The 14,757-nt window shown below is 62.0% G+C and carries 11 protein-coding genes and 1 riboswitch; of the genes, 2 read left to right on the top strand and 9 right to left on the bottom strand.

All coding sequences use genetic code 11. The annotated features are described in order from the left end of the window. Positions 1-329: 329 nt before the first annotated feature. The gene (locus tag ACOX7T_RS13230; RefSeq protein WP_433443554.1) at positions 330-602 is read right to left on the bottom strand and encodes a translation initiation factor 2; all 273 of its coding nucleotides are present in this window, start codon (positions 600-602) and stop codon (positions 330-332) included. A 175-nt stretch (positions 603-777) separates the two neighbouring features. On the opposite strand from ACOX7T_RS13230, the gene sleB reads away from it, so the two are divergent. Continuing rightward, positions 778-1,452, top strand: a complete 675-nt coding sequence (gene sleB / locus ACOX7T_RS13225; protein WP_433443551.1) for a spore cortex-lytic enzyme — start codon at positions 778-780, stop codon at positions 1,450-1,452. A 76-nt stretch (positions 1,453-1,528) separates the two neighbouring features. After that, a riboswitch (purine riboswitch) is annotated at positions 1,529-1,625 on the top strand. A gap of 95 nt (positions 1,626-1,720) precedes the next feature. Further along, complete coding sequence (locus ACOX7T_RS13220) at positions 1,721-2,998, top strand: amidohydrolase family protein (protein ID WP_433443549.1); 1,278 nt, start codon at positions 1,721-1,723, stop codon at positions 2,996-2,998. Between the two features lie 47 nt (positions 2,999-3,045). Here the strand turns inward: ACOX7T_RS13220 and ACOX7T_RS13215 are convergent, their stop codons facing one another. From ACOX7T_RS13215 to ACOX7T_RS13180, 8 genes are all read right to left on the bottom strand, one after another. Further along, the gene (locus tag ACOX7T_RS13215) at positions 3,046-4,470 is read right to left on the bottom strand and encodes a hypothetical protein (RefSeq protein WP_433443547.1); all 1,425 of its coding nucleotides are present in this window, start codon (positions 4,468-4,470) and stop codon (positions 3,046-3,048) included. 172 nt (positions 4,471-4,642) lie between these two features. Continuing rightward, the gene (locus ACOX7T_RS13210; RefSeq protein ID WP_433443545.1) at positions 4,643-6,808 is read right to left on the bottom strand and encodes a 5'-nucleotidase C-terminal domain-containing protein; all 2,166 of its coding nucleotides are present in this window, start codon (positions 6,806-6,808) and stop codon (positions 4,643-4,645) included. A gap of 121 nt (positions 6,809-6,929) precedes the next feature. Continuing rightward, positions 6,930-8,234 (bottom strand): beta-N-acetylhexosaminidase, encoded by a 1,305-nt coding sequence (gene nagZ / locus ACOX7T_RS13205; protein ID WP_433443543.1) that lies wholly within the window; start codon positions 8,232-8,234, stop codon positions 6,930-6,932. A gap of 5 nt (positions 8,235-8,239) precedes the next feature. Continuing rightward, the gene (locus ACOX7T_RS13200) at positions 8,240-8,701 is read right to left on the bottom strand and encodes a PaaI family thioesterase (RefSeq protein ID WP_433443540.1); all 462 of its coding nucleotides are present in this window, start codon (positions 8,699-8,701) and stop codon (positions 8,240-8,242) included. 201 nt (positions 8,702-8,902) lie between these two features. Further along, positions 8,903-9,076, bottom strand: a complete 174-nt coding sequence (locus tag ACOX7T_RS13195; RefSeq protein WP_433443537.1) for a DUF4250 domain-containing protein — start codon at positions 9,074-9,076, stop codon at positions 8,903-8,905. A 55-nt stretch (positions 9,077-9,131) separates the two neighbouring features. Further along, entirely contained in the window at positions 9,132-11,804 is a 2,673-nt protein-coding gene (gene alaS, locus ACOX7T_RS13190; RefSeq protein ID WP_433443536.1) for an alanine--tRNA ligase, read from the bottom strand. A 456-nt stretch (positions 11,805-12,260) separates the two neighbouring features. Continuing rightward, positions 12,261-13,352, bottom strand: a complete 1,092-nt coding sequence (locus tag ACOX7T_RS13185) for a DUF4340 domain-containing protein (RefSeq protein ID WP_433443534.1) — start codon at positions 13,350-13,352, stop codon at positions 12,261-12,263. Further along, on the bottom strand, positions 13,352-14,755 hold the full coding sequence (locus ACOX7T_RS13180) for a Gldg family protein (RefSeq protein WP_433443532.1): 1,404 nt from the start codon (positions 14,753-14,755) through the stop codon (positions 13,352-13,354). The genes ACOX7T_RS13185 and ACOX7T_RS13180 overlap by 1 nt, the downstream gene beginning before the upstream one ends. Between the last annotated feature and the right edge of the window lie 2 nt (positions 14,756-14,757).

Here is a 14,757-nt window from a genome sequence, read left to right as displayed (position 1 = left end):
CCGCAGTCATACAGCTTGCTTTCACCTTGTTCGAGAAGTTGGACAAAATCAGCGAAACACCAGTGTTTTCAAGGCTTTCTGACCTTGCTCCTATTATAACTTAATCGTCAATGCGTCTTACGATGCCAGTGGCCTTCATAAATAGGATTCCTCCTGCGGTCTTATTTTTCTAAACAGCCCTATTATTTGCAGGTTTCTTTTCCCTATGCGAAGGCAGCCTCTGGTTTCATTTGGAAGTAAAGCGGCGTATCTTCTTTCTTCTACTGCACATTCTCTTTTCATTTCAAGCAGAAAGCGGGAGGGAATTTCCCCTCCCGCTTCTCTTTCCATTATAAAAACAGCGCCAGCACCCAGGCCAGCGTGGCCGCACATGCCCCTGCCAGCCCGTAGACCGGGCCGGGAATTTTTCGCAGCCACCGGCCGGGACCGGTGTTGCGGCGGATGTATCCGTCTGCCACCCGCTGAGCCTCATCCAGTACCTGCTGGGCTGTGACTCCCTGGGCGGCGAACGCCTCCTCCCTGACAATAAAGATGGCCTGCTCAAACAGGCGGCGGTCCGGAGATTTGACCACAATCACCCGGCGGGTAACGCCTTTTACCATACCCTACCATCCTTTCCGGATATCCATTTGATACCTCCAGTATGGCCCGCTTTTTCTTCCACTATTCTCCTCTTACCGTTTTTTCGGAAACCATTTCCTCCGCTTCCCTCCGCATACCCCGCCTTTTTCCGCCGTACAATATAGCCAAACGCGGAACAAGAAATGGGGGATTCTCATGCAGAACCGGCGCAGGCTGGTGCTTTCCCTGGCGGTGCTGTTCGCCGTCAATATTATGGTCATCACCTTCTTCCAGTCGGCGGAGGCCGCCGTTTACCGCCAGGGCTCCACCGGCGACGCGGTGCGCACCATCCAGACCAAGCTGAGCAACTGGGGCTACTTCTCCGGCGCCATTGACGGTATCTACGGCCCCAAGACCGAGGAGGCGGTGAAGTACTTCCAGCGGAAGAACGGCCTCACCGCCGACGGTGTGGTGGGTCCGGCCACCCTCCGGGCCCTGGGCATGTCCACCACCGGCGGGGACTCCCCCGCCTCCAGCCAGTCCAACAGCGTGGACCTGCTGGCCCGGGTCATCTCGGCAGAGGCCCGGGGTGAGCCGTACAGCGGCCAGGTGGCGGTGGGCGCGGTCATCCTCAACCGGGTGGAACATCCCTCCTTCCCTAACACCATCGCCGGGGTGGTGTATCAGCCCGGCGCCTTTACCTGCATGGTGGACGGGCAGTTCAACGAGCCGGTAGCTGACTCGGCCTACCGGGCCGCCCGGGACGCCCTCAACGGCGCCGACCCCAGCGGCGGGGCCATCTACTACTTCAATCCGGACACCTCCACCAGCGCCTGGATCTGGAGCCGCCCTCTCATCACGGTGATCGGAAAACACCGCTTCTGCTCTTAAACGCCCCTTTCCATCATCCAGTACTTGACAAACGCAGCAGTGGGGCATATACTGAATTTGTTCGAGGGTTTCCCCCGATACAACTAAACAGAGAACTTATATAGGCCCAAAATTGGTTGGGCGTCTCTACCGGCTGCCGGAACAGCCGCGCTATAAGTTTCCCGGTTTATCCGGGAATCGGCGTGGATCCGGCGGCTCTTTTTTGCCTGTCCCGGGTCCGCGGCGGTGTGACATTTCTTTTGCGCTCACGCGCAGACAGGAGGTTATGATGAAACAGCGCAGCTTTGCACTCAAGGGCGACCTCTGCTGGAGCAGGGATGCCCGCCATCTCAACACCATGAAGGACGGGTGGCTGGTCTGTGTGGACGGCCGGTCCGCCGGCGTGTTTGAGACCCTGCCGGAGGAGTACGCCAACCTGCCCGTGGAGGACTGGAGCGGCCACCTGGTGATTCCCGGTCTGGTGGACCTCCACGTCCACGCCCCCCAGTACACCTTCCGGGGCCTGGGCATGGACCTGGAGCTGCTGGACTGGCTGGACCAGCACGCCTTCCCCGAGGAGTCCCGGTATACCGACCTGGACTATGCCCGCAAGGCCTATACCAGCTTTGTGGAGGACATGAAGCGGGGCCCCAACACCCGCGCCTGTGTCTTTGCCACCCTCCACGCCCCTGCCACCCTGCTGCTGATGGACCTGCTGGAGCAGTCCGGCCTGGTGGCCATGGTGGGCAAGGTGAACATGGACCGCAACTCCCCCGACACCCTGCGTGAGGAGAGCCCGGAGGCCGCCGAGGAAGTGACCCGTCAGTGGCTGAAGGATGCCGCCGGGCGGTATGAGCGGGTGACTCCCATCATCACCCCCCGCTTCACCCCCTCCTGCACCGACGACCTGATGGACCGGCTGGGCAGGCTGCGGAAGGAATTCGATGTGCCGGTTCAGTCCCATCTGTCTGAGAACCGGGGCGAGGTGGCTCTGGTCCAGGAGCTGTGCCCCTGGTCCAGATTCTACGGCGACGCCTACGACCGCTTCGGCCTCTTCGGCGGCGACCACAACTGTATTATGGCCCACTGCGTCCTGTCCGGCGATGAGGAGATTGCCCTCATGAAGGAGCGGGGTGTCTACGTGGCCCACTGCCCCCAGTCCAATACCAACCTGGCCTCCGGCATCGCGCCGGTGCGCCGCTATCTGGACGAGGGTCTCAACATGGGCCTGGGCAGCGACGTGGCGGGCGGCACCACCCTGTCCATCTTCCGGGCCATGGCGGACGCCATCCAGGTGTCCAAGCTGCGCTGGCGGCTTCAGGACCAGTCCCTGGCCCCCCTCACCGCCCCCGAGGCCTTCTGGCTGGGCACCGCCGGCGGCGGCGCCTTCTTCGGCAAGGTGGGCTCCTTTGCCCCCGGCTATGAGGTGGACGCCGTGGTGCTGGACGACAGCCGCACTGCCCCTGTGCTCCCCCTCTCCGTAGAGGACCGGCTGGAGCGGGCCATCTACCTGTCCGAGGACCGGGATGTGGTCAAGAAGTTTGTCCGGGGCACTGCCCTCTGGTAAGACGCAAAACCGCCCCGCACATATGTGCGGGGCGGTTTCTTGTGTTTTTACAGCCTTTTTCTTCTCCGACGCACCAGAATTACGATGGCCACAACAGGTATCAGAATCACCGCCAGAATGGGCAGCAGGATCGGCAGGTAAAAGACCAGATAAGCCAGGTTGGGCAGCTCTTTTACGGGATGCTCATCAGTGCTGAGGACAAAGACCAGCTCACCTTCCGGCAGGCCCTCCACGGACAGGGTATATCCTTCCTCTCCCTTCTCAAAGCCCTCCAGGCTGCTCTCTGTGATGAAATAGGGTGTATTTATTTTGATATCCAGGGTTCCAAAGCTCTGCCAGGTCTGGGCCGGAGAGAGCAGGTAGGTGTAGGTATAGATGGACGGGTCGTAGTTGGTGTTGATGGAAGGATAGATGGGTGCGGTCACGGTGTTGACCACCCGCTCCCCCGGCTCCACGGTCAGCTCATACTCATACCAGCGCATGAGCACATCGGACAGGTTTTCGTGGATATCGCTGCCGCTGACCACGCCGCAGCTCCACTCGCTCCGGTTCAGATCCTCCACAAAGGCGTTGTACCAGTCCTGCTCCAGCACGCCGGATTCGCTCTTCCAGTCCGCCAGGGCCAGGTCTTTGAAGGTCATCGTGGCGGTGTCCACCAGCTCCACAGAGCCGTCAATCTCCTTCTCACAGGCCCCGTTTTCGTACATCCGCCAGTCCAGCTCCCCTACCGGTTCGCCAAAGCAGTAGACTGTATAGCGCTCCCCGTTTCCCGCCCAGGTATCCGCCAGCACGCCCTCCTCCCGGGTCTTGCCGCCGGTCTGCTCCATCAGCAGCACCCGGGTACGGTCCCGGTCGGCGTTCAGAAGAAATGCGGCGGTGGCAGCGGGATAGGCCTCACTGTCCACGCCGGAGACCTGATAGGTGTATTTCCTCACGGTCAGGTCCGGGGTATAGAAGGGGTCGTCCACATAGCCGTCGTGGAGCAGGGCCATATCCCGCTCCAGGTCAAACTGGTCGTGCTGCTCCGCCAGGGTGTGCCGCAGCCGTTTTTCCACCGCAATACCGTCCACAGTGATGTCGTATTTATCCCCGTCTACCCCACAGACAGCGGTCTCCAGCTGGTCATCGTAGAAATAGCCGTAGTCGGGCACCGCCCCGAAGGGGAACACCAGGGTGGCGGTAACGGTGTAGTCCGCCGGGTTATAGAAGGTGTACTCCGCTGTCACCCGGCCGGTGTAAGCCAGAAATTCCTCCATGGTGTTGTAGTAGTTCCTGGGGAACTCCTGCACCTCAAAGGTCAGCTTCTCCCCCTGTACCTCCAGGGGGCAGGTCTCGTCAGTTACAATGGCCCCCGCCCGGTCTGTCCCCGACCAGTGGGACTGGGCCGAGTTGGCGGAGGCGGTGGGCGCGGTCCAGGCTCCCAGGAGCAGCAGGGCCAGGACTGCCTTCCACAGACGTCTCTTCATGTTCATCACCGGTTCCTTCCCGCCCGCACTCCCGCGGGCGCTCCAAAAGCGGGTTACCTCTTTCCGGTTTCAGCATACCATACCGCCCCGTTTTCCGCAAGAAATGGTCCCATAAAAATGGTCCCGGCGGAAGAATATCTCCCGCCGGGACCATTTTTCGTTCTGTGTTGGAATAGAGTCAGTTCAGAGCGCCGCCGCCCTCCTGGGGATTGAGAATGGTGATGCGGCCGTCCAGGGCAGGGGCGATATTGCCCTGGGCCTTGATGTACTCGCTGACCACGGTGCGGTAGTAGTCGTTGGTGCGGTAGACCAGCTTGCAGCCGGGCAGATCCTGGGCCGCGGTCTCACCGTTGTGCTCGTTGCCGTCGTCGGGGTTAAAGACGTTGAGCATGGTGTAGCCGTCGCCGCCGCCGCACATGAAGTCGTTGCAGGCCAGGGTGTACCAGGCGTCCAGATCCAGGGGGGTGCCGTCCTCAAGGGTCACGGACACGATGCGCTCGCCCGCGGGCTTGGAGCCGTCAAAGGTGTACTTAATGCCGGAGACCTGGGGGAACTTGCCGTTGGTGGTGGGGTAGCCGTCCACGCCGTTCTCCAGGGCGTCCCACACGGTCTGGCCGGTGACCTCCACCAGGGTGACCTTGTTGTCAAAGGGCAGCATGGCGAACACGTCGCCCACGGTCACGTCACCGGCGGTGAGGCCGGCACGGATGCCGCCGCCGTTCTGGATGGCGATGTCGGCGTCGCAGTAGTCACGCAGGGCGTCGGCAGCCAGGTTGCCCAGAGGGCTCTCCTGGGTACGCACCAGGGGGCTGGACCAGGCGATATCAGAGGCGCACTGACCGATGACGACCTCCATCTGGGCGTCCAGATCGGCCTGGTAGTCCTCGATGATGGCCTTGACCTCGGCGTCCTCGGGCACGTCGGAGGAGAGGATGATCTGGTTGAAGGTATAGCCCAGGACCTTGCCGTCCTTCAGGTTCAGGTTGGTCTGGTTGACGCAGGTGCCCACGCCGCCGGGGTTGACCACCACGGTACCCTCGATATTCAGAGGACGGCCGAAGATGTCGTTGCCGCCGCCGACCTCCATATCGATGCCGTCAATCTTGGTGGGTACGGTGTTGTTGCCGCCGTGGAGGTGGGAGAGCAGGATGACCACATCGGACTCAGCGTCCGCCTTGGCCACAACCTCCTGGCCCACTTCCCACTGGTCGTGGAAGTCGATGTCCTGGGTGTTGGCGTAGTGGGTGGTGGCCTTGCTGCCGTCGTCGGTCAGACCCACGATGGCTACCTTCACGCCGCCCACCTCTTTGACGATGTAGGGTTCAAACTGCTCGGGATAGGTGCCGTCCTTCCAGTAGGTGTTGGCGGAGAGCATGGCGTACTCGGCCCGGTCCGCCAGGGAGAGCAGGTTGTCGAAGGAGTAGTCGAAGTCGTGGTTGCCCAGCACGGTGGCGTCATAGCCCTGGGCGTTCATCACGTCCACGCTGGACTTGCCCAGGGAGATGTTGGCCAGGTCGGTGTTGTAGGGGGAGTCGCCGCCGTCGATGATGAGGGTGTTGGGGTTGCGGCGCTCGGCCTCGTCAAAGAGCCAGGCCGCACGGGCGGAGCCGCCCACCTCGATGCTGGAGCCGGAGGGGGTGTAGGGCACCATGTTGCCGTGGATATCGGAGGTAGACATGGTGGTGATGATGGTCAGGTCCTTGGTGGCGGTGTCCAGCAGCAGGGCCGCCTCGCCGCGGGTGATGACCGTGTCGTCCAGGGTCAGGCTCTCGGGCAGCAGGCCGTCCGCCTTGCCCTGGGCCAGGAAGTCCATCTCCTTGTCCGCGCCGTAGACTGCCTTCATCACGGCCAGGGCGAACTCACTGCGGGTCATGGTCTTGTCGCCCTGGAAGGCGCCGTCAATCTGGTCCATCAGACGGGCCTCCAGCACGGTATTGGCCACAGTCTCGGCCCAGGTCCCCATCGCGTCGGGCGCGGCAGGCATGAGCACTGCGTCCAGCGTGGCCACAGTGGTCTCGGTGGAGTAGAATTTCTTGGTGAGGGGCTCGGGCATGGTGCCGTCCTCGTTGGCCTCGGGAGCGGCGGGCTCCATAGAGAACACAGGCACCAGGCAGAAGGCCTCATAGAGCAGGGAGGCAGCGGCGGAGCGGGTCAGGGGCGCCTCGGGGTGATAGGCACCGGTGCCGTCGCCCTTGATGATCCCCTTCTCAGCCAGAGCCTCAATGCTCTGGGCGTAGGGGCCCTCCACGTCGGCCAGGGAGGCCGCCGACACCGGGGCTGCCAGTGTTACGGACATTGCCAGCGCCAGAGACAGGGACAGGATGCGGATGGGATGCTTTTTCATGCTTACATTCCTTCTTTCTCTCGTTTCTCCTTCGGTGCTGCATTATATCAAGGGGCCGGAACCCACTCAACCAAGGGTTCGTAAAAACCGGGTAAAATCCCGTATATCAGCGCTGTATTGTTCAGCCGTTCAGGACGGCGATCTCCTGGTTGAGCGCCTGGAGATCGGGCATCTCAATGGGGTCGTTGGTCAGGCCATAGGCCTGCTTCAGGGAGAGAATGCGGTACACGCTCTGGTCAATCCGCGCCTCGGTCAGGCGGCCGGAGGCAACCGCGTCCAACACTGCCTGCCGGGCCAGGGCCAGATCCCCCTCGTTGTGGCACACCAGCAGCACGTCACACCCGGCCTCCAGAGCCAGGACGGCGGCCTCATCCAGGCCGTAGTTCTCTGTGATGGCGCCCATGGTCAGGTCGTCGGTGAACACCACGCCGTCAAAGCCCAGCTGCTCCCGTAGCAGGCCGGTGACCACCGCCTGGGACAGGGACGCGGGGTGCTCCGGATCAATGGCGGTCATAAGGATATGGGCCACCATGACGGCGGGCACACCCTCCCCTTCCCGGCCCTCAATGGCACTCTGGAAGGGAATGAGCTCGGAGGTGAGCAGCTCATCCACCGTCTTGGACACAGTGGGCAGGCCTACATGGGAGTCCACTGCCGTGTCGCCGTGGCCGGGGAAGTGCTTGACCACCGGGATGACCCCGCCGTCCATCAGGCCGTAGGCCGCCCAGGGCCCCACCGCCTCCACCGCCTCCGCTGTGGTGCCGAAGGCCCGGGTGCCGATGACCGTATTCTCCGGGTTACTCCAGATATCCAGGGAGGGTGCGAAGTCCAGGTTAAAGCCAAAGGCCGCGCACTCGTGGGCCAGCACCTGGCCCAGGGCATAGCCAACCTCGCTGCTGCCGCTCTGGCCGTAGGTGTAGGCATCCTCCAGTGGGCTTACCTCGTCGGGCAGGCGCTCCACAATGCCTCCCTCCTGGTCCACGGAGAAAAACATGGGGATATAATCGCCGTTTTTTGCCCGCAGGTCGTTGACCAGGCTCACCAACTCCTCAGCTGTGCCCACATTGCGGCCGAAGAAAATCAGGCCGCCCACCTTGTAGTCCCGGATAAGGCTGTCCACATAGTCTCCGTCCTCCGTGCCGTAAAATCCGGCAATGAAGAGCTGCCCCACCTTCTCCTCCAGGGTCATATTGGCCATCTGCTCCGCGATGGGGTCGGAGACGGACGTAGATGCAGGCGGCTCACTCTCAGTGGGCAGCACTTCCACAGGCTCGGTGGTCTCAGGTGCAGAGACAGAGGGCATCATGGGCTCCGTCTCGGAGGCTGTAGGTTCTGCTGCCGATACGGGCGGCTGGGCCGGGTCGCCGGTACAGCCGCTCAGAAGCAGCACCGCTGAGAGCGTCAAAAACACTGCAAGCAACCGCACTGTCCTCACTTTTCCGCCCCACTTTCTCCTACACCTTTCTGTGGCCGCATTGCAGCATATGTCCCAGATGCTGTGGCCAGTAGGCCCGTTTTCTCCGAACCTGCCCAAAGTTCAGAAGTCAGGCTAACCAAGCTACGTCCCGCATGAGTAACCCGTGCCCGGATATGAACCCTCCCTGACAGCATCACCGGGCGAAGATAGGTGATCTGCATGGAAACTGTGGGCGTGTATCCCTCTCCTCCTGCGCACCAGCGAGACAAGGTCCCCATAGCAGTATCCATAGCACTGGAAATAATCCCGCCGTGCATCCACCCCATGGAGTTCGCCATCCAGGGTGCCGGCTCCAGCGATACCGTTATCGTTCCCTCCTCCGGGCTGCATTCGTCCAATTCCAGAGCCATCAGACTGCCCATTGCGCCCTTCTGGTTCCGCAGTCTTTCCAGCGCTTCCTGTATTGCTTGTTCCATGGCGTTCTCCTGCCCGGATACCGCCTGTATGGTATTGCCCATAGTCTCCCCCAGTCTTTCCATACGCTGCTCTTTTAAACATTTTGTTGTTTTAATATTTTATCACAATCCGACTGCCTATGGAATTCTTTTATTGTATGTTTTTCATAATCAAGGATACAGTTAAAAAGAGCCCGCCGGAAATCCGACGGGCTCTCTCTTTTATATAAATTGGTTCCGCTGCGGGTCATAGGTATACCCGACAGTTTCCAGCTTTGCCGTTATCTCTCCAGCGTCGGCCTGAAGATCATCGCACAGCGCCTCCAGGCTGGGATACTGGTCCCGCAGCTTGGTGTTGAGATAGCTGAGCAAAATCACGGGGTCCTGAGGCAGCATATGCGGCCCCTCCTTTCCGGTTCACCGGGCTGGGTATTGCGTGGGAGACGCAGGCTTACTGCCCCAGCTTCTCCGCTACCAGGTCGTCCACCTTGGCAAGCGCGTCGTCCAGCTTCAGCACGTCGGTGCCGCCGCCCATGGCGCTGTCAGGCTTGCCACCGCCCTTGCCGCCGCAGATAGCGGTGACGTTCTTGATGATATCGCCGGCCTTGACGCCCTTGGCTACAGCCTCCTTGCCGCACACGGCCAGGAAGGTAATCTTGCCGTCGTTAACAGCGGACAGCACCGCCACCACATTGGGCTGCTTGTCCCGGAGCATGTCACCCATCTGGCGCAGCTTTTGGGCATCACCATTGGGCAGGGTGGCGGTGAGTACCTTCAGGTCGCCCACAGCGTGGCCGCCCATGAGGAAGCGCTCAGTCTCGCCGGCGGCCTCCTTGGCCTTGAACTTCTCCACCATGTGGCGCAGCTCACGCAGCTCGGCGACGGTCTGCTCGGCCTTCTCCCGCAGCTCACCGGGCTTGGCCTTGAGGACCGCAGCGGCCTCAAACAGCTTCTGCTGGTTCTGATTCATAATTTTCAGAGACTGAGCTCCGGTGGTGGCCTCGATACGGCGGACGCCGGAGGCCACAGAGAACTCGCTCTCAATGTGGAACACGCCCACCTTGGCGGTGTTGTCCAGGTGAGTGCCGCCGCAGAACTCCACGGAGTAGCCCTCGCCCATGTCCACCACGCGGACAGTGTCGCCGTACTTCTCGCCGAAGAGGGCGATGGCGCCCTTCTTCTTGGCCTCCTCGATGGGCAGCACGTCGGTGTGGACGTTGTAGCCCTCCAGCACGGCCTCGTTGACCATGGCGCTGACCTGGGAGAGCTCCTCAGCGGTCATGGCGGAGAAGTGGGTGAAGTCGAAGCGGAGACGGTCCTCCTCCACCAGGGAGCCGGCCTGCTGCACGTGGTCGCCCAGCACGGTGCGCAGGGCCTTGTCCAGCAGGTGGGTGGCGGAGTGGGCGCGCATGATGGCCTTGCGCCGCTTCACGTCAATAGCGGCGGACACGGTGTCGCCCAGCTTGATGACGCCGCCGGACAGCTTGCCGTAGTGCATATACTTGCCGCCCTTGTTCTTCTGCACGTCGGTGACCTGGAACTGGGCGTTGCCCATGGTGATGACGCCGTGGTCGGCCACCTGGCCGCCCATCTCAGCGTAGAAGGGGGTCTTGTCCAGCACCACAATGGCCTCCACGCCGGGCATCAGCTCCTCGGCCTGCTCGTTCTCCACCACCAGGGCAACCACCTTGGCGTCGTCGATGGAGGTGTGGTCATAGCCCACGAACTGAGTCTCGGGCACGTCCTTGCCGAACTCCACGCCGGCCCAGCCCAGGTCGCCCAGAGCCTCGCGGGCCTTGCGGGCACGGACCTTCTGCTCCTCCATGAGGGCCTTGAAGCCCTCCTGGTCCACGGTCATACCCTGCTCCTGGACCATCTCGATGGTCAGGTCGATGGGGAAGCCGTAGGTGTCGTACAGCTTGAAGGCGTCGGCGCCGGAGAACACCTTCTCGCCCTTCTCCTTGTGGCCGGAGAGCATGTCGTTAAAAATCTTCAGGCCGCCGTCGATGGTGCGGGCGAAGTTCTCCTCCTCGGTGCGGATGACCTTGGTGATATAGTCCTGGCGCTCCCGCAGCTCGGAGTAGTGGCCCTCGTTCTCGTGGATGACGGTGTCGCACACCTCATAGAGGAAGGGCTCGTTGACGCCCAGCAGCTTGCCGTGGCGGGCGGCCCGGCGGAGCAGACGGCGCAGCACGTAGCCGCGGCCCTCGTTGGAGGGCAGGACGCCGTCGCAGATCATGAAGGTGGCGGAGCGGATGTGGTCGGTGATGACGCGCAGGGACACGTCCTTGGCGGCGGTCTCGCCGTAGTGGGCGTGGGTGATCTCGGACACCTTATTGGTGATGTTCATGACGGTGTCCACGTCGAAGAGGGACGCCACGTCCTGGCACACGCAGGCCAGACGCTCCAGGCCCATGCCGGTGTCGATGTTCTTCTGCTTGAGCTCGGTGTAGTGGTTCTCGCCGTCGTTGTTGAACTGGGAGAACACCACGTTCCAGACCTCGATATACCGGTCGCAGTCGCAGCCCACGGTGCAGCCGGGCTTGCCGCAGCCCCAGCGCTCGCCGCGGTCATAGTAGATCTCGGAGCAGGGGCCGCAGGGGCCGGAACCGTGCTCCCAGAAGTTGTCCTCCTTGCCGAACTTGAAGATGCGCTCGGCGGGGATGCCGATCTCCTCGTGCCAGATGCGGAAGGCCTCGTCATCGGCGGGGGTGGTCTCGTTGCCGGCGAACACGGAGGGATAGAGCCGCTCAGGGTCCAGGCCCACCCACTCGGGGCTGGTCAGGAACTCCCAGGCCCAGTGAATGGCCTCCTTCTTGAAGTAGTCGCCGAAGGAGAAGTTGCCCAGCATCTCGAAGTAGGTGCCGTGGCGGGCGGTGTGGCCGATGTTCTCAATATCGCCGGTGCGGATGCACTTCTGGCAGGTGGTCACACGGTGGCGGGGGGGCTCCTGCTCACCGGTGAAGAAGGGCTTCATGGGCGCCATGCCGGAGTTGATGAGCAGCAGGCTGGCGTCGTTCTGGGGGATGAGGGAGAAGCTGGGCAGGCGCAGATGGCCCTTTGTCTCGAAGAACTTCAGGAACATCTCCCGCAGCTCGTTGAGACCGTACTTTTTGGGTTCCATGGGAATGACCTCCTCTAAAATGTCCGGCGCGGGCTGTCCGCGCCTCTCTCGGGGCAAAACAAAAGCGCTCCACCCCCGTTCACAGGGGCAAAGCGCAGGCTTCGCGGTACCACCCTGATTATGCCGGACTGTGTCCGGCACATCTCATTGCGTCCATAACGCGGACTCACGTCCCGCTCGTCGCGGGCGGCTGGTGAAGTGGCGCGCGGGTCCGTGTCGCGGAGGGCTCTCACCATCCCCTCTCGCTCGTCGCGGCGTGGCCCGCTTGGCTTCGTCATGGCCTTTAGCCTAGTTATTGTATCACAAACTGTCCGTTTGTCAACACCCTTACCGCTCTGTTCTGCCGCTTTTCGCCCCGGTTTGTCCGTATTTTTCCTCCTGCTCAGAGAAATCGTCCACAAAAAGGCGGGCACAGTGGAAAACCGCTGTGCTCGCCTCTGTGGAATCGTATTGGGATTATTTCGCTCCGCTCTCGGTCTCCGCAGGGCTGTCAGTCGTCTCAGCAGCGCTGTCCGTTTCGCCGGAGGTATCCTCCGCCGTCTCAGATTCCGTCTCTTCCGCCTGGGCAGCGGCGTCTGCCTCCGCCTGGCTCTGGGCGGTCAGCAGCCCCAGCAGGTTGTCCGGGGTGGTGGCGTACATCAGATTCAGCTGCTGCGAGCCCTCCAGCTGGGCGTAGTAATAGCCGTTCTCATCGGTGCCGCCCAGAAGCAGGACATAGCTCCCGCCCTCATAGGTCACGGTGATTTTGGTGGCGGCATCGTCCAGCCCGCAGGTGGTCACAGTGTCGTCGCTGGGCTCCCAGTAGGCACAGGAGGTGAAGGCCAGCCCAGCCAGCGCGTCCACGCCGTCCTCCAGATTCTCGTCCTCGCTGTACAGCGCTTCCCCGTCCCGGCTCCAGACATAGGAGGTGGTCTCATTCCCCTCCTCATCGGTACCGGTGACGGTCTCCTTGGTAAACAGGGTAGTGACGCCGCCGGAGGTGATCTCCACCGACTCCACGCTGGACTCGGTGACGGTGGGGATGGTGTCCAGTTCAATCATCTCCATCAGGCCATACTCGGTCTGGTTCATCAGCGCCGCGGCGATGGTGTACACCTGGCTGTCCCCAGCGGGACGGGCGTAGTAGTTGCCGTCCACCTCGCTGCCCACGGTGATCTCCAGGCTCTCCCCGTCAGCAGCAGTGGCGGTAAGGGTCAGGTCAGGGGCGTCCAGACCGTAGGAGCTGTCCTCCTCCGGGTCGGAAATGACCTTGACAGCAGAGAGCTGGGACAGCGTGGTCTCCAGGGCGGTCAGATAGCTCTGGTCCAGAGGGAAGTCGGCGTCGGAGACATCGTGCCACACCCCCTCCTCATCCTTTTCAAAGGACAGGGTCTCCCCCGAACGCTGCCAGGTGAGAGAGGTGATGTCCTCCAGCTTGGCCAGATAGGTCTTGTCGTCCACCACCCGGTCCTCGGCGGTATCGTTCCACCAGCGCAGACCCAGGTAGGCCGCCATGCACACCACCAGCACGCCCACCAGCACATACATCAGCTTGGTCGCCTTGTTCATTACAGTTTCCTCCTGCGCAGCCAGTACACCAGGCCCACAATCAGGGTGAGCAGCGGAATGACGGCGATGAAGAGCAGACTCCAGCTGCCGGCGTTCTGGATGGTATTATAGGTGGTCTCCAGGCTCTTGGCCTCAATGGAGACGTTGTCGATGTCCTCAAAGCCGTCGGTGACCGCGTTCATGAACACGTCCAGGTTGACGCCGTTGGGGATGGTGTTGAGGATGCTCTCGTCCACCAGAGAGGCGGAGGAGATGACGGTGAGCCGTCCGGCGGCGTTTCCATCCTCATCGGTCTTCTCGCACACTGCGCCCAGGAGATAGGTGCCCTGGGTCTGGGTGCCGTCCTCCGTGACGGCCACGCCGGAGGAGGAGGTCTCCAGGAAGGGTGTGACGGTCACGTTGTCGGGCAGGGTCTCCAGCTCGGTCATACCCCGGACGTTAAGCATCAGGGTCAGGTCGTCGTCAGAGAAGCCGCTGGTGATGGAGCTGGAGGAGGAGAGCACCGGCGCGATGGCATAGACGCTGCCCAGCTGGGGGTAGTACCGGGCGGTGTCCGCCACATAGCCGTCGGCCAGGGTCAGGCCGTACTCCGCCATCAGGGTCTCCCAGTTGGGCATCTCCTCCTCGGTCTGGGCCAGGACGAACATCACCTGTCCGCCGCCGTCCAGATACTCCCGGATCAGGGTCAGCTCATCGTCGGTCAGGTCCTTGGACGCGCCGTAGCTGATGAGCAGGCTGCAGTCCTCAGGCACGCTTCCGGTGAGGAGCAGGCTGGTGCTGTCCAGGGTCAGGTTGGCCTTCTCAATGGCGTCGGTGACCTGGGTGGAGAGGGCGGTCTCATCGTGGTTCTCCATGGTGTAGATCACCGTGTCGTTGTCGCCGGTCACATAGTCCACGGCGGAGGTCAGCTGGCCCTCGGCGTCAAACTCGGTCTCGTACATCTGGCCGTACATGTAGTAGTACATCTGGTCATAGACGATGATGTCGTCAAAGGAGATAGCTCTTGCCTTGCCCGTCTCCTCACACCGGACCACCAGGGAGTTGACCGCCGCGTTGTAGCTCTCGGCGGCAGAGGGGTGGGCCACCGGGTCTACCTCGGTGACCGTGATATGGCTGGAGAGAGCGGCGTAGTTGTCCAGGAACTTGGCGATACGCTCGTCCACGTTGCTCTCTTCGGCCAGGACCACAATCTCAACGTCCTTGTCCAGCCCAGCCAGGAACTCCTTGGAGGTGTCGGTGACGGTGTAGAGCTGTTTGTCCGACAGGTCGAACTCCAGCAGATGGGTGGGCAGCTGGCCCACAATCAGGTTGAGGAAAACCACAATGGCCACCACAATGGCGGTGGTGGCTGCCAGGTAACCGCCCTGGCGAAGCTTGCGATGTGTCTTTTTCAAAGCGGTCACCC

Source organism: Pseudoflavonifractor sp., from assembly GCF_050943825.1.
In the GTDB taxonomy this organism is placed as follows: Bacteria; Bacillota; Clostridia; order Oscillospirales; family Oscillospiraceae; genus Pseudoflavonifractor.
Note: the sequence above shows the minus strand (reverse complement) of the source record. Positions and strands in the feature narration are given on the sequence as shown.